Source organism: Mesorhizobium sp. G2-6-1, assembly GCF_055809095.1.
In genome coordinates this window covers 3,733,493-3,751,952 of record NZ_CM147896.1, presented here as the reverse complement: position 1 = coordinate 3,751,952, position 18,460 = coordinate 3,733,493, and the positions used below count along the sequence as shown (strand labels likewise).

Below are 18,460 nucleotides of genomic sequence, written 5' to 3'. Positions count from 1 at the left end.
TGTCCGTAAGGATAGTCTAGCCGCTTTGAGTAAGGAACCCCCGCAAGGGCCGGCCTCCACCGGACGCGGGTATTGTAAATAGCGTCGGCAAGTCCGACCCATATGGAGAAGAGAAGAAATGGCACGTATAGCCGGCGTCAATATTCCGACCAACAAGCGCGTGGTCATCGCCCTTCAATATATTCACGGCATTGGCAAGAGTTTTGCGCAGGAAATCGTCGACAAGGTCGGCATTCCAGCAGAGCGTCGCGTCAACCAGCTCACAGATGCCGAAGTTCTGTCGATCCGCGAAGCGATTGACCGCGACTATCATGTCGAAGGCGATCTGCGTCGTGAAGTATCGATGAACATCAAGCGATTGATGGACCTCGGTTGCTATCGCGGTCTTCGTCATCGCCGCAGCCTGCCGGTTCGTGGTCAGCGTACGCATACAAATGCGCGCACCCGCAAAGGCCCGGCAAAGGCGATTGCTGGCAAGAAGAAGTAGTCTTCTGGCGAAACTCGCCTTTGGATGATGCTTTGTTTCGACACGTTGCGTTTCCCAGGCAACTGAAAACGGGGAAAGGTGGAGCCGCTGGCACTACGGCGGTGTAGAGATCAACTGAAAGGACTATTATGGCCAAGGAAGGCGCACGTGTTCGCCGTCGCGAACGCAAAAACATTTCTTCGGGCGTTGCCCACGTCAACTCGACATTCAACAACACCATGATCACCATTTCCGATGCGCAGGGCAATGCAATTGCCTGGTCCTCGGCCGGTGCGCAGGGTTTCAAGGGGTCGCGCAAGTCGACACCATTCGCCGCGCAGATGGCCGCCGAAGACGTCGCCAAGAAAGCGCAGGAACATGGCATGCGCATGCTTGAGGTTGAGGTTTGCGGACCTGGCTCCGGGCGCGAGTCAGCATTGCGCGCGTTGCAGGCGGCGGGTTTCACCATCACGTCGATCCGTGATGTGACACCGATCCCGCACAATGGCTGCCGGCCACGCAAGAAGCGCCGCGTATAGAATTATTCTGAACGCCGTGCGGGGCTATTGCGCTCCCTACGGTTTTCCAGGTCGCCTGCCACGATTGGATGGTGGTGGGCAAACGGAAGGAAGACAACATGATCCAGAAAAATTGGCAGGAACTCATCAAGCCGAACAAGGTTGAGTTCTCGTCGAAGAAAAAGACTTTGACGACGTTGATTGCCGAGCCGCTTGAGCGTGGCTTTGGCCTTACGCTTGGCAACGCCCTGCGTCGGGTGCTCTTGTCGTCGCTGCGCGGTGCAGCTGTAACCGCTGTCCAGATTGACGGCGTATTGCACGAGTTTTCTTCGATCGCTGGTGTTCGCGAGGATGTGACCGACATCGTCCTCAACATCAAGGAAATCGCCATCAAGATGGAAGGCGAAGGTCCAAAGCGCATGGTTGTGCGCAAGCAGGGCCCGGGCGCTGTTATCGCCGGTGACATTCAGACTGTCGGCGATGTCGAGATACTCAATCCCGATCACGTCATCTGCACACTGGATGAAGGCGCGGAAATCCGCATGGAGTTCACGGTCGATGCAGGCAAGGGCTACGTGCCGGCCGATCGCAACCGTGCCGAAGATGCACCTATCGGCCTGATACCGGTCGACAGCCTCTATTCTCCGGTCAAGAAAGTCTCCTACAAGGTCGAAAACACCCGCGAAGGTCAGGTGCTCGACTATGACAAGCTATCCCTGACGCTTGAAACCGACGGCTCGATCACGGGCGAAGATGCGGTCGCATTTGCAGCTCGCATCCTGCAGGATCAGCTCAGCCTGTTCGTGAACTTCGATGAACCTCAGAAGGAAGTTGCGACCGAAACCGTTACCGAACTCGCCTTCAACCCAGCACTTCTCAAGAAGGTTGATGAACTTGAGCTTTCGGTTCGTTCGGCCAACTGCCTGAAGAACGACAACATCGTCTATATCGGCGACCTCATTCAAAAGACCGAGGCCGAAATGCTTCGGACCCCGAATTTCGGTCGTAAATCCCTGAACGAGATCAAGGAAGTTCTCGCGGCAATGGGCTTGCATCTTGGCATGGAAGTGTCCGACTGGCCGCCGGAAAATATCGAAGATCTCGCCAAGCGTTACGAAGATCAATACTAACCAACAGGCGGGCACAAAGCCCGACCGGACCATTCAAGGAGAAGAACCATGCGCCATGGATTTGCCGGCCGCCGGTTCGCCCGCAGTGTAAGTCACCGCAAGGCGATGTTTGCCAATCTGGCCGTGTCGCTCATCGAGCATGAGCAGATTGTAACCACACTGCCGAAGGCGAAAGACCTGCGTCCGATCGTCGAAAAGCTGGTGACGCTTGGCAAGCGCGGCGATTTGCACGCCCGCCGTCAGGTCATTGCCCAGATCGGCAATGAAGGCGTCGTCAAGCGTTTGTTCGACACTATTGCGCCGCGCTACGCGACCCGTAATGGCGGCTACCTGCGCATCATGAAGGCTGGTTTTCGCAAGGGCGACAATGCTGCCATGGCAGTGATCGAATTCGTTGATCGCGACACATCGGCCAAGGGCGCGGCAGATCGCGTACGGATTGAAGCCGAAGGTAATGGTGAGGAAGCGGAGGCTGCATAAGCCTCAAACTCCTTCCGAAACACATCAAAGGGGCCTGCGAGGGCCCCTTTTTTATTTGCGTTGAAATCCGATGTAGGGCAGCCCAAAATCAACACGTTTCTGCTGTGCGGCCGAACATGCGATGAAATGCGATAGACGATGGAGTAATGATGCAAACCTGCGTCGAAGGGAGAAATCTCATGCGGGCAATAGGCGCACGGATCGCTTCATTGGCGATGGCGCTCTTGCTTTGTGCCGTGCCATTCGCAGTGGCCGAAGATGGAAAGGGTGAAGCCATGCTTGTTTCCGCCGCAGAAAAAGGAGATATCGACAAGGTGCGCTCACTCATTGCCGGTGTCACGGATATTGACGTTCGTGGCAGCAACGGGCGCACCGCATTGCTTGTCGCAGTGCGTGCGAACCATATCGACATAGCCGCCGAACTCATCTCCGCCGGTGCAGATGTGAATGCGAAGGATGAGATCGACGACACGCCATTCCTCTTCGCCGGAGCAGAGGGGCGAAACGAAATCCTGAAGCTGATCCTTGCAACCGGTAAGGCAGATTTGGCGGATACGAACCGCTACGGTGGAACCGCCTTGATACCGGCCGCGCATCATGGTCACCCCGATACCGTGCGCATCCTGCTTGGAACCGACATTGACATTGATCACGTCAATAATCTCGGCTGGACCGCACTTCTCGAAGCGGTACTGCTTGGCGATGGCGGGGCGATATATCAGGAGATCGTCGGTTTGCTGGTTGACGCAGGCGCTAAAAACATTGTCGACAATGACGGGCAAACGCCGCTCGATCACGCGCGCCAGCGTGGTTTTCGCGATATTGCGCGGCGTATCGAAGCCGGGTTGAAAAAATAACCCGAAATCCGTGTCTTAGCCTTTCAATTTGCACAATCGTCGCGACAATGGCGCCGGACTCGTTTTGGAGGATTCTTGAATGCGCGCCAAACGCCTTTCTTTGCTTGTGATCTGCGCTTTGATGGCGTTTGCATCTGTTTTATCAATTCGCCACGCCGTGGCCCAAAGTGGTAGCGATGAACCGGGCCTGTCCGATGTTCTCACGGACTTGCTTCGAGGTAACGAGGGTAAAAAGCAGACGTTGGCCCGGATCGGCGTGTGCCATTCGGACAGGGCGAAGTGCAATTGTCCTTTGCCCCGCTTGTCAAACAGACCGCTCCCGCCGTCGTGAATGTCTATGCCTCACAAACAGCCAAGGTCAAATCACCATTCGATGGGGACCCGTTCTTTGAGGAGTTCTTTGGACGTTCAATACCGCGCGCGCAATCCTCGCTTGGATCGGGCGTGCTGGTTGATCCAAGCGGCATTGTCGTCACGAATTACCACGTCATCAAGGATGCCGATGAGGTCAAGGTTGCGACATCCGACGGGCGCGAATTCACCAGCAAGATATTGTTGAAGGACGAGACACTGGACCTTGCGGTGCTGAAAATCGAATCGGACAAGCCGTTCCCCGTCATCGCCATTGGTGATTCCGATGCACTTCAGGTCGGTGATCTGGTGCTGGCAATTGGCAACCCGTTTGGCGTTGGTCAAACGACAACCAGCGGCATCGTCTCGGCGCTGGCGCGCACCCATATCGGCATTTCCGACTCCGGCTTTTTCATTCAGACTGACGCCGCCATCAATCCGGGAAATTCCGGCGGCGGGCTGATCAATATGAGTGGTCAACTCGTCGGCATCAACACGGCGATCTATAGCCGCAGCGGTGGTTCGATCGGCATTGGTTTTGCCATTCCATCGAACATGGTGCGTGCATTCGTTGATGCTGCAAGTGCTGGCCGCGAGTTCTTCGAGCGTCCCTATATTGGTGCCGAGTTCGAGACGGTCACACCACAAATTGCAGAATCTCTTGGCATGGACGCGCCAACCGGCGCACTTGTGTCGTCGGTAGAGCCGGAAGGCCCGGCAGACAAAGCAGGTTTGAAGCCGGGAGATGTCGTCCTGACGCTTAATGGTGCTGTTGTTGAAGGCACCGAAGCACTGGATTATCGCATGGCAACGCTGCCCATAGGCGGCAGCGCCACGTTCGAGATTTTGAGCAAGGGCGAGCAGGAAACCATGGATATCGCCCTTGAGCGTGCGCCCGAAGGTGCGCGGTCCAGCGAAATCACTCTGCGCGGTCGTAGCCCGTTTGCCGGTGCCAAGGTCGAGGAAATGTCGCCGCGGCTGGCGCAACGCCTCGGTCTGCGCACGGATACCAAGGGCATCGCTATCGTTGATATCGACCGTAATTCACCGGCGGCCGATTTCGGCTTCCAGCCGGGCGATATCGTGCGCGAGGTCAATGGTCAGACGGTTGATGCGACAAAGAAGCTTGCCGAGATTTCCCAGCAGAACACGCGCTGGTGGCGCTTCACAGTTGAGCGTAACGGGCAATTGCTGCGCCAGGTTCTTCGCTATTGAGCCGGGACTTGTGAAAGGCATTGGGATGCGAAACGCACTTTCGCAGATAGTGGCATAATTCATGGCCGATCTGTTCAGATCAGACGAACCGGAAAAGGCACCCGTTGGCCGCCCGCTCGCAGACCGGTTGCGCCCGAAAAACCTGGGTGAAGTGGTTGGCCAGGAACATCTGACAGCGCCCGATGGCGCCCTCACACGCATGATAGCCTCCGGCACTCTTGGCTCCATGATCTTCTGGGGACCTCCGGGCACTGGAAAGACAACCATTGCGCGGCTGCTGGCCGGTGAAACCAGCCTGGCTTTCGAGCAGATATCGGCGATTTTTTCCGGCGTTGCGGATCTGAAAAAAGTCTTTGAAGGGGCGCGGCTGCGCCGCACAAGCGGCAGGCAGACATTGCTCTTCGTCGATGAGATTCATCGTTTCAACCGGGCTCAGCAGGATTCATTTTTGCCGGTAATGGAAGATGGAACAGTGGTGCTCATCGGAGCCACCACCGAAAATCCGTCATTTGAACTCAATGCCGCTCTGTTGTCGCGCTCACGGGTTCTGGTTTTCCATTCGCTCGATGAAGACAGCATCCGCAAATTGCTGTTGAGAGCGGAAGAAACCGAAGGAAAGCCGCTGCCGCTGGACGAGGAGGCGAGGGCAGTTCTCATTCGCATGGCCGATGGCGATGGTCGTGCGGCCCTCACATTGTCGGAGGAAGTGTGGCGTTCTGCCAAAACGGGCGAGATATTTGACGCCGAAGGTCTGCAACATATCGTTCAACGCCGGGCTCCGATTTATGACAAGGGGCAGGACGGTCATTACAACCTCATTTCCGCGCTGCATAAGTCGGTGCGCGGTTCCGATCCCGATGCCGCCCTCTATTATCTCTCGCGAATGTTCGATGCAGGCGAAGACCCGCTCTATCTCGGTCGCCGGCTTGTGCGCATGGCTATTGAAGACATCGGCCTCGCCGATCCGCAAGCTCTGGTCGTCGCCAATGCAGCAAAGGATGCCTATGATTATTTGGGGTCGCCGGAGGGTGAACTCGCATTTGCGCAGGCATGTGTTTATCTGGCGACAGCACCGAAATCCAACGCCACCTATACCGCTTTCAAGGCAGCTACCCGCGCCGCAAAGGAATTTGGTTCGCTGTTGCCGCCCAAGCATATTCTCAATGCGCCGACCAAATTGATGAAGGAAGAGAGTTACGGCTCGGGATATCGTTACGATCACGACGAACCGGATGCCTTTTCCGGTCAGGATTATTTCCCTGAAAAAATGGGGCGACGGACTTTTTACGATCCGCCCGAACGCGGTTTTGAGCGCGAACTGCGCAAGAGGCTGGATTATTGGGCAAAACTACGCAAAGAGCGCCCCAACTAAGCGGTCTGGTCGCTTGGCCCGCGTCCGATAAGGATATGGCCAAAATCGTCCGGTTTTACGTCGCAGAGCTTCGAAAGGGGGCGATCCTTCCATCGGCTCCACTCCTGAAACCAAACGATTTTTGCTCATACCACGCTCCAAATCTTGATAGTCAACAGGCCCTAATGCTATTGGCACGCATTCAATTGACAGGCAGTACAAATGACAGGCGTTGAACAAATCACCGTAGAGCCTGACGAGACAGGTATGCGGCTTGACCGTTGGTTCAAGACCCATTTTCCGGGCCTTGGCTTCGGCCATCTGCAAAAACTTCTCCGTTCCGGGCAGGTGCGCGTCAATGGTGGGCGCGCCAAATCGGACACTCGTATCGAACCTGGCCAGATCATCCGCATTCCGCCGCTTGGCGTCGATCGCAAGGGAGCCGAAAATCTCACCGGCCATTCGATCCGAAATCAAGACGATGGCGACGTCCTCGCCAAAATGCTCCTGCATGAAGACCCAAAGGTTTTCGTTTTCAACAAGCCTGCCGGTCTTGCCGTTCAAGGTGGCTCGGGTGTCACGCGAAACGTCGATGACATGCTGGAAGCATGGCGCAACAAGAAGGGCGAAAAGCCAAGGCTTGTTCACCGGCTGGATCGCGATACGTCTGGTGTTCTTGTTGTCGCGCGCACGCGGCTCGCGGCCATGAAACTGGCAGAATCGTTTCGTCTGCGTGAAACGAAGAAAACTTATTGGGCGCTGGTGAAAGGTGTGCCGGCCAAGCGCGAAGACAAGATATCGACGTGGCTGATCAAAGAGCAGACACCTGATGGCGACCGCATGCGGGTTGCCAGACATGGCGAAAAAGGTGCCGACCACTCCGTGTCCTATTATCGTGTTCTTGAGCAGGCGGCTCAGTCCATGTGCTGGCTTGAGATGGAGCCGTACACGGGCCGCACTCATCAGCTTCGTGTTCACGCCGCCCATCTCGGTTGTCCGATCATTGGCGATCCGAAATATTTTGAAGCTGACACCAATTGGGATTTCCCGGGCGGCATGCAAAATCGCCTGCATCTGCACGCCCGTCGAATCATCATTCCCCATCCCGACAAAGGAACCATTGATGTCACGGCACCGATGCCGCAACACATGCGCCAAAGCTGGAATCTGATCGGTTTTGACGACGAGAGTGCGGGAGAAAACGCATGAATGGCGGAAAAATCCGGGACATATTGAGCGATCTCGACGCAGAAAATTACCTTTCCGATCCAGACCCGGTGCGTCGTGCGCAAATTCAGATGAAGTCACCTCTGCCAAAGCGGTTTTACAAAGCCGCATCCGTTTCACCATCATATGATGGTTTTGCCGTGCTTCTGGATGGCAAGCCGGTGCGCACGCCGGGTAAATCGCCACTTGCATTGCCCAGCGAAAAGGCAGCTACCCTTGTTGCCGGTGAATTTGACGCGCAGCTTGATGTCATTGATCCCGTTTCAATGCCCACATTGAGATTGGTCAATACCGTCATCGACGGCGTGGCAACGGACACCCAGTCGGTGCTGGAAGACATTTTGCGCTTTGCGTCATCCGATCTGCTTTGCTACCGGGCAGACCAGCCGCAGGGTCTGGTGGATCGCCAGAATATCCATTGGGACCCGGTTCTGGATTGGGTAGAGCGTCAGTTGGGCGCGCGCTTCAATCTTGCCGAGGGCATCATCCATGTCGAGCAACCCCGCGAATCGATTGCAATCATCGGCTCTCATCTCAAGCAGCGTACGCATCCTTTCCGGATTGGCTCCATTCACATCGTGACGGCGTTGACCGGATCGGCCTTGCTTGCTCTTGCTGTCGAAGCTGGCGAACTGGATCACGAGACGGCTTGGCTTGCGGCCCATGTCGATGAGGATTGGCAGATCGAGCAATGGGGGCACGACGCCGAAGCTGCCGCCCGCCGCAAGCACCGGGAACGCGACATGATCGCGGCGGTCGCCCTTCTCAAGGCGCTTGATGAGCCGCGAAAATAGGCGTTTTTGCAGAATTTTTCAGGAAAACTGGCGCAAAATCCGGCAAAATACCGGCGAAAACACCCGAAATTTCGAAGTTTTGCGCCAAAAACAGTCCGGTTTGGCGTCAAATTGCCAGATATTCGTGCCGTAATTGCGCATTATCGAGCACTTCCTTGGCACTGCCACTGAAGACGACGGTGCCCGTATCCATGATCACGGCGCTGTCCGAAAGCCTAAGCGCCGCAACGGCATTTTGCTCGACGATGATCGTCGTAATGCCGATATCGCGGATTTGTTGCACGATCTTCTCGATCTCCTGAACGATAACCGGGGCGAGCCCTTCGTATGGTTCGTCGAGAAACAAGATCTTGATGTCGCGGGCAAGGGCGCGTGCGACGGCCAGCATTTGCTGCTCGCCACCGGAAAGCGTGGTTCCCTCCTGTTTGCGGCGCTCCGCCAGACGCGGAAAATGTTCGTAGATCTGGTCGAGCGACCAACCCAGAGGTTCGGTTACCTGAGCGAGGACCAGGTTTTCCTCGACCGTCAATCCGCCAATGATGCGGCGGTCTTCAGGCACCAGTTGCACACCGGACTTCGCCGCCTGATGGGCTTTCATCTTATGCAGAGGCATACCCTGAAGCCAGATTTCACCATTTTTGAGCGCTGGATCATCGACGCGCGCCAATGTGCGTAATGTCGAGGTTTTCCCGGCACCATTGCGCCCGAGGAGCGACAGGACTTCGCCTTTCTTGATTTCAAACGACACGCCCTGGACGATGTAGGATTCACCGTAATAGGCGTGAATGTCCTTTACGCTGAAGAATGGTTCGGCGTCGTTTTCGGCCACCAGAACAGCCTCCCCGAAAGTTGTTGTTGCCCGTGTGCAGAAATGTTCATTCCTGCGCCTCCCCGAGATAGGCTTCCTTCACCTTCGGATTGGCGCGAACCTCTTCTGGAGAACCATCAGCGATAATGCGGCCTTGAGCAAGCACGCTGATCTTGTCCGCCAAAGAAAATACGACGTGCATGTCATGTTCGATGATGACCTTGGTCATGCCTCGGCTCTTGATCCGCTTCAAGAGGTCGATGGTGCTGTTGGTATCATGGCGCGACATTCCGGCAGTCGGCTCATCGAGCAGTAGAAGGCGAGGTTTTTGAACCAGGCACATTGCAAGTTCCAGCCGACGCTTGTCGCCGCGCGACAGGCTGCCGGCTTCCGCGTTACGGCGATCAAGCAGACCGACATCGTCGAGTGCAGCCTCGGCCATCTCGCGAATATCGGATTGTCCCGTCACTGTTGAAACAGCATTGAAGCGAAACGCACCATCGCGTTTGGCGAAGGCGGGGATCATGACATTTTCGATCAGCGACAGGTCGGTAAAAATTTCCGGCGTCTGGAAAACGCGGCTGACACCAAGTTGGTTGATTTCATATGGCTGGTGGTCGTTGAGGGCTTCGCCATCGAATACGACCTGACCCCGGTCCGGCCGAATGCGTCCGACGCAGACATTGAGCAATGTGGATTTTCCGGCGCCATTCGGTCCGATGATTGCATGAACAGTTCCTTCCGCGACTTGCAGATCAACGTCGGAAAGCGCCTGCAACCCGCCAAAGCTCTTGTGAACGTCGGCAACATGGAGAACGATGTTCTTGTCGCTCATCGCTCTACTCTGCCGCTTGAGGGTGCTGAATGGCGACGGGATCGCCGTCGTCGTCACCCCTGTTGAAAATAGACCCGAAGCGCCGCAGCCCTTCCATGATGCCTCCTGGAAGGAATATGACGATAAGCATGAACACAACGCCAAGTGTCAGGTTCCAGCCGTCGCCGACAAACAGCGAAAGGAACGAGACAAGCGGCTTCTCGATGGCATCGGGCAGGAAGCCGAGAATGCCGTGAAGTGTGCGATCACCAAAGGCAGAGAAAATATTCTCGAAATATTTGATGACAGTAGCGCCGATAGCCGGACCAACCAATGTTCCAACGCCACCCAGAATGGTCATCAACACCACTTCGCCGGAAGCGGTCCACTGCATGCGTTCGGCACCCACAAGCGGATCGGTCGCGGCCATGAGACCGCCGGCCAATCCAGCATAGATGCCTGAGATTACGAATGCGGAGAGCAAATAGGGCCTCGTGTTGAAGCCAGTGTAGCGCATGCGTGTCTGGTTGGACTTGATGGCGCGCAGCATCATGCCGAATGGCGAACGGAAAATGCGCATCGAGATAAAGAAACAGATGATGAGGGCAATGGCGCACAGATAAAATCCACCGAGACCGCCACCGCTGATATCGAGGCCGAACAGCGTCGAACGAGGTAACCCACCACCAGGTGTCTTGAACATGGCATCGATCCAGCGCGGATCGCGCAATGTCAATTGAAGACCGGTTTCACCATTGGTAAGGGGGTCAGCACCGAATAGGCCAGATTGTAGCACATCTGCGCGAACGCCAGGGTGAGGATCGAAAAATAGATACCCGAGCGCCTCAGGCATACGTAGCCAATAGCCAGTGCAAAGATCGCGGCAAAAATCAGCGCCATCAGAAGCGCGGGAATGATACTCATCGTGAACAGTTTGAACGACCAGACCGCAGCGTAGGAACCGACGCCGAGAAAAGCCGCATGGCCGAAGGAAAGATAGCCTGTCAGGCCAAACAGGATGTTGAAACCTATGGCGAAGATGGCAAAGATGCAGAATTTCTGCATCAGTGCGGGATAGGCGGCACCGACTGGCTGCAGGATGATCGGCATGAGCAGCACGAATGCAGCAAAGCCAAGGAACAGGAACCAGTCTTTGCGTGTGAGGCCATTGAACATTGATCAGTCCTCCATCACGCCTTTGCGGCCCATCAATCCGCGCGGCATCGTCAGCAAGATGACCACTGCGACCAGATAGATGATGATCTGATCTATACCCGGGAAGATTGCCTTGACCTCGTTCATGGATGCGAAGGATTGCAAAATACCGAGGAGGAAGCCGGCAGCGACCGCCCCACCAAGCGATCCCATTCCACCGACAACAACGACGACGAATGACAACACCAGAAATTCCATGCCCATATGATAGTCTGGAGGCAGGATGGGCGTGTACATGACCCCGGCGACGCCTGCGACCACGGCAGCTATGCCAAACACCACGGTAAAGCGCCGTTCAATGTCGATCCCAAGCAGGCCAACGGTTTCGCGGTCGCGCATGCCTGCGCGCACCACCATGCCATAGGTCGTGAATTGCAGGAACGCGAAAACCCCGCCGATCACAGCCAATGAAAACAGGAGGTAGATGATGCGCCACCACGGGTAGGCGAGCGCCTGGCCCATGCCAAGGAGTTGGCCGACATAGGCGGTGCCGCTGAATGCGTCCGGTGCGGGCTGAGGAATGGGATTGGCACCAAAGAAATGCTTGATGACTTCCTGAACGACGATTGCCAGGCCAAAGGTCACCAGGATCTGGTCGGCGTGAGGCCGTTTGTAAAAATGCCTGATAAGGCCACGCTCCATGACGATGCCGATGATTAGCATGACAGGAACTGCAAAAATGATGGAAGCCGGCACGGAATAGTCATTGAGAAAATGGCCGAAATTGCCAAGCCACAACTCGACATAAGGTGTGCGCACTTCAAGTGGTGAACCCCATGCAGTCGTCTGACTGGGGTCGAGCACGACACTTTCCAGATTGAGGAGCTTGTTGAAAGTAACCGCGCAAAAGGCACCCATCATGAAGAGCGCACCATGCGCGAAATTCACGACGCCAAGTGTCCCAAATACCAGCGTCAAGCCAAGCGCGATGAGCGCATAGGCTCCGCCCTTGTCGAGACCGTTCAGTATTTGCAGCAATATGGCGTCCATGCGCAACCGATCCCGAATTGGCGTTAGGTTCTTGAAGAAATTACCCGGTCGTCATGGCGACGACCGGGTTGTCATTTATGGCATCAGCACTGTTTGGCGTCTGATGGCCCCAGTTCACCGCCGAAGATCGCCGGATCGTAGGTGAGTTCCTCGCGTGGAACGACCTTCACGACTTCCATGAGGTCATACTTGTCCTTCGGGTTTTCCTTGCCGCGAACGACAACGCAGGACTTCATGCACTGGTGATCTTCCGCGCGGTAAAGCGTCGGGCCGTTGCCAAGACCGTCGAACTCGAAGCCTTCGAGCGCCTTGATGACTTCGGGGGCAAAGAATGTTCCCGAACGTTCGCAGGCATCCGCATAGAGCAGGGCCTGAACATAGCAGGTATGTGCGGCCTGCGATGGTGGCGCGCCATATTCTTTGCCGAAGGACTGGGTGAAGGCCTTCGTTGCGTCGTCGTCGAGCTTCCAGTCCCAGTTGCCTGTACCAAAGATGCCCTTAACCGCATCGCCAGCACCTTGTGCCATCAATTCGGAGAATAGCGGCACGACAATTTCGAACTTCTTGCCGTTCACCATCTTGTCACGAAGGCCGAACTGCAAGGCCTGGGTCAGCGAGTTGACCATGTCCTTGCCATAATGGTTCAGGATCAGCACGTCGGCACCCGAGTTCAAGACGGGGGTGATGTACTGCGAGAAGTCGGCCGATCCAAGCGGTGTGCGAACTGCCGCAACCGTTTGCCAACCGAGCTTTTCGGTTGCCGCCTTCATCGATTCTTCCTGCGTCCAACCCCATGTGTAATCGGCGGTCAGGTGATAAGCCTTGCGGTCATTGCCATATTCCTGGCCGAGCACCGGACCGAGAGCCACGCCGGATTGATAAGCATTGAAGAAGTGACGGAAGCCATAGCGCTTCTTGTCTTTTCCGGTGGTGTCGTTGGAGTGGGTAAGGCCAGCCATGAAGATGACGCCCATGTCCTGGCAAAGGCTCTGGACGGCGACGGCAACGCCAGATGACGAACCGCCTGAAATCATGATTGCGCCGTCGCGTTCGATCATGCGCTTGGCACCATCACGCGCTGCATCCGACTTGGTCTGCGTATCACCGCTGACATAAGCCGCCTTCTTGCCAAGGATACCGTTACCCTTGAGTGAAGTCGGCTTCATCGTGTTGATCATGCCGCCATCGCCTTCGCCATTGATATGTTTGATGGCGAGTTGGAATGCCTTGAGTTCGTCGGCACCTTCATCGGCGTAGGGGCCGGTCTGGGGAACATTCCAGCCGAATGTAACCGTATCGCCCGTAGGCATATTGCACGACATATCCTCGGCATAGGCGCCCCGGATGAAGTGCATGGGTGCAGCAAGAGCAACACCAGAAGCCGCACCCGCTCGTAACAGACCGCGGCGCGTCATAATGAATTTGGACATCAAGATCCTCCCGTAAGGTTGAGTCCCGACGACGACCCTCCCGAAGCGTCGCAGGTGGCCGAACACTAGCTGAATAAAGGCAAAATGCTCAATTGGGCTTTGGCATATGAGGCTTAAGTCATAAGACGATAGTTTCAGATCCGTTGCGTTGGGATTTGACAAAGGCCACAATGCCCGACCGGCAGCTTTTCGTGTTGAAGCATCTCAAGCGTTTGGTTTGTCCGGTTGATCTGCCCTGTTGTTCAGGGCGCTGTGTCTGGGGAAGGACAAAAATTCCAGGAATCTCCATTCATATATATCGTGCAAGGGGTACCAGATGAACTCAGAACTTCGCATGCGTTTGCAGATCGCGCGCACAGGCCACTATGGCGATATAATGCGCACGACCTTGGGGAGCTTGATTGGTATCGTTGCCATCATCGGTTTTGGTGCCGAAGGGATTGCGCTCCCTCTTGTTCTCCTGATCATAGCTGTGTCGCTATTCGGAATTCTGGCCGGGAGCACTGCCTTGGATGACATCTCGATCCTTCGCGACGACATGGACGAGGCAACAGGGGAATCGCAATATGGTCAAAATGCCAAGCGGCGAAATCTTGGTCTCCTCAAGATGATGTCGGCTGCGCTGATTGGATTGGCCGGTCTGACGGAAGTGGCCGTGGTCCTCATTGGATAACCTTATGCAGTCCGCTATCAACCGGCAATCAGTGCCTTGATCCCGTCGGCGACGAACTGCACCGCCAGTGCGGCCAGAATGACGCCGAGCAGCCGGGTCAGGATCGAGCGTCCGGTCTGGCCGAGAATGCCGTCGATCCTTTCTGCCAGAAGAAACACCAGATAAGTAGTTGCAAGGCAGGCAAAGATAATGCCGACCAAGGCGGCTTGCCCGGCAAACCCGTCAAACGACGCCGACAGGAGAACGGTTGCGGAAATTGCCCCCGGCCCGGCGATCAAGGGGATGGCGAGCGGGAAGGCTGCCAGATTATGGATCATATCCTTGGTGACAGCTACGTCGGATATCTTCTCCTTGCGGTCCTGGCGGCGCTCGAACACCATTTCGAAGGCGATGTAAAACAGGAGAAAACCGCCTGCAACGCGAAATGCTGGCAATGTGATGCCGAACATTGACAGGATCGAAGAACCGGCGACCGCAAACGTCGCCATCACGCAAAAGCCGATGATGCTGGCGCGCACCGACACCTGATTGCGCTCACTGCGGTTCATTCCGCGCGTGACCGCAAGGAATATCGGTGCCAGACCGGGCGGGTCGATGGTCACGAGAATGGTGACGAAGGCATTGAAAACGCTGTCGAATGTCATAATGAGCCGCTCCCGGTTCGCCAAACTAGCGCGATCGGTCTTGTGATGCCAGTCGTGGTGAGTCGCCAATATCGGCTTGCAAAATATGGCAAGGCGATGCGGTTGAGAAAAAGCGTGTTCTCAACAATTAGGATGACATGGCATATCTAATTGAAATTTAGGATGAATTCAGCCTTGGAAAAGAGCGATCACTGTTGGAGAATCCGCCACCCTTCCTATATATAAAGCCGATGATTCCTATTTTGTGTGAACTGCTTTGACCGACCAGAATACACCGCGCGGGCCGGGTGGCCCTTCCGACATCGAACCGATTTCCATCATCGAAGAGATGCAGCGTTCCTATCTCGATTATGCCATGAGCGTAATCGTCTCTCGTGCGCTGCCCGATGTGCGTGATGGGCTCAAACCCGTGCATCGCCGCATTCTCTATGCTGCGCACGAAAGTGGCTATCATTGGAATCGCAAATATGTGAAATCGGCGCGTCCTGTCGCTGACGTGATGGGTAAATACCATCCGCATGGCGATGCCTCGATCTATGACGCATTGGTGCGCATGGCCCAAGGGTGGTCGATGAGCGTGCCGCTCATAGACGGCCAGGGCAACTTCGGTTCGATTGACGGCGATCCGCCTGCGGCCATGCGCTACACCGAGTCGCGCCTCACCAAGGTCGCGCATGAATTGCTGGAGGATATCGACAAGGACACGGTCGATTTCCAGGATACCTATGATTCATCCGGCAACGAGCCCAGAGTGCTTCCCGCGCGTTTCCCCAATCTGCTGGTCAATGGATCGGGTGGTATTGCGGTCGGCATGGCAACCAATATTCCGCCGCATAATCTGGTGGAGGTTTGCAACGGTGCGGTTGCCATCATGGAAAATCCGGCAATGGAACTGCCGGATCTGATGGAAATCATCCCCGGACCGGATTTCCCGACCGGCGGCATCATTTTGGGGCGCACCGGCATCCACAACGCCTATTCGACCGGGCGCGGTTCCATCATGATGCGCGGAAAAGTGCAGATTGAAGAAGCGCGCGGCGACCGCGAAGCTATTGTCATCACCGAGGTTCCCTTCCAGGTGAACAAGGCAACGATGATTGAGAAAATGGCGGAACTGGTGCGTGACAAGCGCATCGAGGGTATTTCCGACATTCGCGACGAGAGCGACAGGCAAGGCTACCGCGTCGTCGTCGAGTTGAAACGCGATGCCAATGCCGAGGTCGTCCTCAACCAATTATATCGCTTTACGCCGCTGCAGACATCCTTCGGCGCGAATGTGGTCGCGTTGAACGGCGGCAAGCCGGAAGTGATGACGCTGATCGATATTTTGAAGGCGTTCGTTGCGTTTCGTGAGGAGGTGATCAGCCGCCGTACGAAATTCCTGCTGCGCAAGGTGCGCGATCGTGCCCATGTGTTGGTTGGGCTGGCCATTGCCGTGGCCAATATCGACGAAGTGATCAAGCTCATCCGCGCGGCACCAGACCCGCAAATGGCCCGCGAACAGTTGATGGAGCGCCGCTGGCCGGCCGCCGACGTCGAGTCGCTGATCCTGTTGATCGACGATCCGCGCCATCGCATCAATGATGACGGCACCTATAATCTTTCCGAAGAACAGGCGCGCGCTATTCTCGAATTGCGTCTGCAACGCCTGACAGCTCTCGGGCGTGACGAAGTTGCCGACGAGTTGAATAAGATTGGTGCGGAAATAATTGATTTCCTTGACATATTATCGTCCCGCGCCCGCATTCAGCAGCTTATCAAGGATGAGTTGTTCGCGGTTCGCGATGAGTTTGGAGTGCCGCGCCGCACCGAACTCGCCGAGGGCGGTGCGGATATGGACGATGAAGACCTGATCCAGCGCGAAGACATGGTCGTCACGGTAAGCCACACTGGCTATATCAAGCGTGTGCCGCTATCGCTTTACCGGGCGCAGCGCCGAGGTGGCAAGGGCCGGTCCGGCATGTCCACCAAGGATGAGGATTATGTAACACGGCTGTTCGTTGCCAATACGCATACGCCGGTTCTGTTCTTTTCCTCGCGCGGCATCGTTTACAAGGAAAAGGTGTGGCGCTTGCCCATCGGTAGTCCGCAATCGCGCGGCAAGGCGCTGATAAACATGTTGCCGCTGCAGCAGGGCGAGCGCATCACCACGATCATGCCGCTGCCTGAAGATGAAACGCAGTGGGGTGATCTTTACGTCATGTTCGCCACCACGCGGGGTACGGTGCGTCGTAACAAGTTGAGCGATTTCGTTCAGGTCAACCGCAATGGCAAGATCGCCATGAAGCTTGAAGAAGAAGGCGACGAAATCCTCGGCGTCGAAACCTGTACGGAAAACGACGATGTGCTTTTGACGGCAAATTCAGGCCAGTGCATCCGTTTTCGTGCGACAGATGTCCGCGTTTTCCAGAGCCGAAACTCGGTCGGTGTGCGTGGTATTGCGATGAGCGAGACCGACAGGGTGATTTCGATGGCGGTGATCGAGCATGTCGATGCGCCGCCTGCCGAACGGGCCGCCTATCTCAAGCGCTCCGCCAGTGAGCGACGCTTGCTTTCTGAAGCGGGCGAGGAAGAAGAGATCGCGCTGACCAACGAAAATGTCGATGAAGAAGCGCAGCTTTCCGATGAACGCTTCGAATACCTGAAGGCGCATGAGCAATTTGTTCTGTCCGTCACGGAATACGGCTACGGCAAACGCTCTTCATCCTATGATTTCCGTCACACAAATCGGGGCGGCAAGGGCATACGTGCCACGGATGTTTCCAAGGTTGCAGAGATCGGCATGCTGGTCGCAACCTTCCCGGTTGGAAATGACGATCAGATCATGCTTGTCTCGGACGGGGGTACGGTTATCAGGGTGCCTGTCGCGGGAATACGCTTTGCCAGCCGCGCAACCAAAGGCGTGACGATATTCAATACCGGCGATGGCGAGAAAGTCGTTTCCGTCGAGCGTATTTCAGAGCCGAATGGCGATGAAGAAGACGGTGTTGAAGAAGATGTTGAAGCCGTCGAGGGAAATGGCGACGTCGCAGGTGATGAAGCCGAGACCGATGCCGCAGAACCTGATCTCGCCGACGGGGTGACCGGGCCCTATTAAGCTATACCTGCAAGCGATGCAGCTTGCCGGGAATGCCCCGATGAACGGCGATATCCCGACGAAATTGGTCAGTAACGACGATGGCCAATCCGGCGTATAGCAAAGGCGTCAACGCGTTTTGCGGCTGTTTTGGTGCGAACGCGTTGCGATTCCTGATGGAGGCCGAATGCCGTTGCTATCAGCATGGCTACGGTCATTGCGGCGGCGAGCATATAGATGATCATGTGCGTATCTCCTGTTATTAAGAACGTACAAGTTCGGGATTGGTTTCACTGTGACATTGCTCACACTTTGGTGAGTGCGTGTTGAACTGTTGCTGAGGGGCGTGTTCATGTGCTGTTCATCAAAGCCAAAAGGTTCACGAGATGCTGGTAAACAGATTTGCCTTTGTGCGACCGTA

The 18,460-nt window shown here is 55.8% G+C and carries 16 protein-coding genes and 2 pseudogenes; 11 read left to right on the top strand and 7 right to left on the bottom strand.

The features are described 5' to 3' along the window. Positions 1-118 precede the first annotated feature (118 nt). From rpsM to AC0L7S_RS18060, 9 genes and pseudogenes are all read left to right on the top strand, one after another. Complete coding sequence (rpsM, locus tag AC0L7S_RS18100; protein WP_473472275.1) at positions 119-487, top strand: 30S ribosomal protein S13; 369 nt, start codon at positions 119-121, stop codon at positions 485-487. Positions 488-615: 128 nt separating this feature from the next. Beyond that, positions 616-1,005: a 30S ribosomal protein S11 gene (rpsK, locus tag AC0L7S_RS18095; protein ID WP_473472274.1), complete on the top strand. Its 390-nt coding sequence runs from the start codon at positions 616-618 to the stop codon at positions 1,003-1,005. Positions 1,006-1,103: 98 nt separating this feature from the next. Then, positions 1,104-2,114: a DNA-directed RNA polymerase subunit alpha gene (locus AC0L7S_RS18090; protein ID WP_473472273.1), complete on the top strand. Its 1,011-nt coding sequence runs from the start codon at positions 1,104-1,106 to the stop codon at positions 2,112-2,114. 48 nt (positions 2,115-2,162) lie between these two features. Beyond that, on the top strand, positions 2,163-2,594 hold the full coding sequence (gene rplQ / locus AC0L7S_RS18085) for a 50S ribosomal protein L17 (RefSeq protein WP_473472272.1): 432 nt from the start codon (positions 2,163-2,165) through the stop codon (positions 2,592-2,594). Between the two features lie 179 nt (positions 2,595-2,773). Continuing rightward, positions 2,774-3,451: an ankyrin repeat domain-containing protein gene (locus tag AC0L7S_RS18080; RefSeq protein WP_473472271.1), complete on the top strand. Its 678-nt coding sequence runs from the start codon at positions 2,774-2,776 to the stop codon at positions 3,449-3,451. A 79-nt stretch (positions 3,452-3,530) separates the two neighbouring features. Beyond that, positions 3,531-5,017: pseudogene (locus AC0L7S_RS18075) on the top strand (DegQ family serine endoprotease). 61 nt (positions 5,018-5,078) lie between these two features. Further along, on the top strand, positions 5,079-6,389 hold the full coding sequence (locus tag AC0L7S_RS18070) for a replication-associated recombination protein A (protein ID WP_473472270.1): 1,311 nt from the start codon (positions 5,079-5,081) through the stop codon (positions 6,387-6,389). Positions 6,390-6,590: 201 nt separating this feature from the next. Beyond that, a complete protein-coding gene (locus AC0L7S_RS18065; protein ID WP_473472269.1) occupies positions 6,591-7,577 on the top strand; it encodes an RluA family pseudouridine synthase in 987 nt (328 codons plus the stop codon). Between the two features lie 11 nt (positions 7,578-7,588). Next, on the top strand, positions 7,589-8,389 hold the full coding sequence (locus AC0L7S_RS18060) for an ATP12 family chaperone protein (protein ID WP_473474360.1): 801 nt from the start codon (positions 7,589-7,591) through the stop codon (positions 8,387-8,389). Between the two features lie 106 nt (positions 8,390-8,495). On the opposite strand, the gene AC0L7S_RS18055 is transcribed toward AC0L7S_RS18060, so the two are convergent. The 5 genes and pseudogenes from AC0L7S_RS18055 to AC0L7S_RS18035 form a co-directional block, all read right to left on the bottom strand. Then, positions 8,496-9,218: an ABC transporter ATP-binding protein gene (locus AC0L7S_RS18055; RefSeq protein WP_473472268.1), complete on the bottom strand. Its 723-nt coding sequence runs from the start codon at positions 9,216-9,218 to the stop codon at positions 8,496-8,498. Between the two features lie 46 nt (positions 9,219-9,264). After that, positions 9,265-10,032: an ABC transporter ATP-binding protein gene (locus tag AC0L7S_RS18050; protein WP_473472267.1), complete on the bottom strand. Its 768-nt coding sequence runs from the start codon at positions 10,030-10,032 to the stop codon at positions 9,265-9,267. Positions 10,033-10,036: 4 nt separating this feature from the next. Continuing rightward, positions 10,037-11,187: pseudogene (locus tag AC0L7S_RS18045) on the bottom strand (branched-chain amino acid ABC transporter permease). 3 nt (positions 11,188-11,190) lie between these two features. Further along, complete coding sequence (locus tag AC0L7S_RS18040) at positions 11,191-12,216, bottom strand: branched-chain amino acid ABC transporter permease (RefSeq protein WP_473472266.1); 1,026 nt, start codon at positions 12,214-12,216, stop codon at positions 11,191-11,193. Between the two features lie 83 nt (positions 12,217-12,299). Then, positions 12,300-13,646 carry a substrate-binding protein gene (locus AC0L7S_RS18035; RefSeq protein WP_473472265.1) on the bottom strand — a complete coding sequence of 449 codons (1,347 nt, stop codon included), beginning with the start codon at positions 13,644-13,646 and terminating at the stop codon, positions 12,300-12,302. 316 nt (positions 13,647-13,962) lie between these two features. Between AC0L7S_RS18035 and AC0L7S_RS18030 the strand changes: the two genes are divergently transcribed. After that, positions 13,963-14,319, top strand: a complete 357-nt coding sequence (locus AC0L7S_RS18030; protein ID WP_473472264.1) for a hypothetical protein — start codon at positions 13,963-13,965, stop codon at positions 14,317-14,319. A gap of 17 nt (positions 14,320-14,336) precedes the next feature. On the opposite strand, the gene AC0L7S_RS18025 is transcribed toward AC0L7S_RS18030, so the two are convergent. Then, positions 14,337-14,966, bottom strand: a complete 630-nt coding sequence (locus tag AC0L7S_RS18025) for a MarC family protein (RefSeq protein WP_473474359.1) — start codon at positions 14,964-14,966, stop codon at positions 14,337-14,339. A 253-nt stretch (positions 14,967-15,219) separates the two neighbouring features. Between AC0L7S_RS18025 and gyrA the strand changes: the two genes are divergently transcribed. Beyond that, the gene (gene gyrA, locus AC0L7S_RS18020) at positions 15,220-18,060 is read left to right on the top strand and encodes a DNA gyrase subunit A (protein ID WP_473472263.1); all 2,841 of its coding nucleotides are present in this window, start codon (positions 15,220-15,222) and stop codon (positions 18,058-18,060) included. Positions 18,061-18,128: 68 nt separating this feature from the next. Here the strand turns inward: gyrA and AC0L7S_RS18015 are convergent, their stop codons facing one another. Further along, entirely contained in the window at positions 18,129-18,284 is a 156-nt protein-coding gene (locus AC0L7S_RS18015) for a hypothetical protein (RefSeq protein WP_473472261.1), read from the bottom strand. Positions 18,285-18,460: the final 176 nt, after the last annotated feature.

Bases quoted from the DNA above. Each gene is read 5' to 3' on its own strand.
- rpsM (WP_473472275.1), top strand. From the start codon at position 119: ATGGCACGTATAGCCGGCGTCAATATTCCGACCAACAAGCGCGTGGTC.
- rpsK (WP_473472274.1), top strand. From the start codon at position 616: ATGGCCAAGGAAGGCGCACGTGTTCGCCGTCGCGAACGCAAAAACATT.
- AC0L7S_RS18090 (WP_473472273.1), top strand. From the start codon at position 1,104: ATGATCCAGAAAAATTGGCAGGAACTCATCAAGCCGAACAAGGTTGAG.
- rplQ (WP_473472272.1), top strand. From the start codon at position 2,163: ATGCGCCATGGATTTGCCGGCCGCCGGTTCGCCCGCAGTGTAAGTCAC.
- AC0L7S_RS18080 (WP_473472271.1), top strand. From the start codon at position 2,774: ATGCGGGCAATAGGCGCACGGATCGCTTCATTGGCGATGGCGCTCTTG.
- AC0L7S_RS18070 (WP_473472270.1), top strand. From the start codon at position 5,079: ATGGCCGATCTGTTCAGATCAGACGAACCGGAAAAGGCACCCGTTGGC.
- AC0L7S_RS18065 (WP_473472269.1), top strand. From the start codon at position 6,591: ATGACAGGCGTTGAACAAATCACCGTAGAGCCTGACGAGACAGGTATG.
- AC0L7S_RS18050 (WP_473472267.1), bottom strand. From the start codon at position 10,032: ATGAGCGACAAGAACATCGTTCTCCATGTTGCCGACGTTCACAAGAGC.
- AC0L7S_RS18040 (WP_473472266.1), bottom strand. From the start codon at position 12,216: ATGGACGCCATATTGCTGCAAATACTGAACGGTCTCGACAAGGGCGGA.
- AC0L7S_RS18035 (WP_473472265.1), bottom strand. From the start codon at position 13,646: ATGTCCAAATTCATTATGACGCGCCGCGGTCTGTTACGAGCGGGTGCG.
- AC0L7S_RS18030 (WP_473472264.1), top strand. From the start codon at position 13,963: ATGAACTCAGAACTTCGCATGCGTTTGCAGATCGCGCGCACAGGCCAC.
- AC0L7S_RS18015 (WP_473472261.1), bottom strand. From the start codon at position 18,284: ATGATCATCTATATGCTCGCCGCCGCAATGACCGTAGCCATGCTGATA.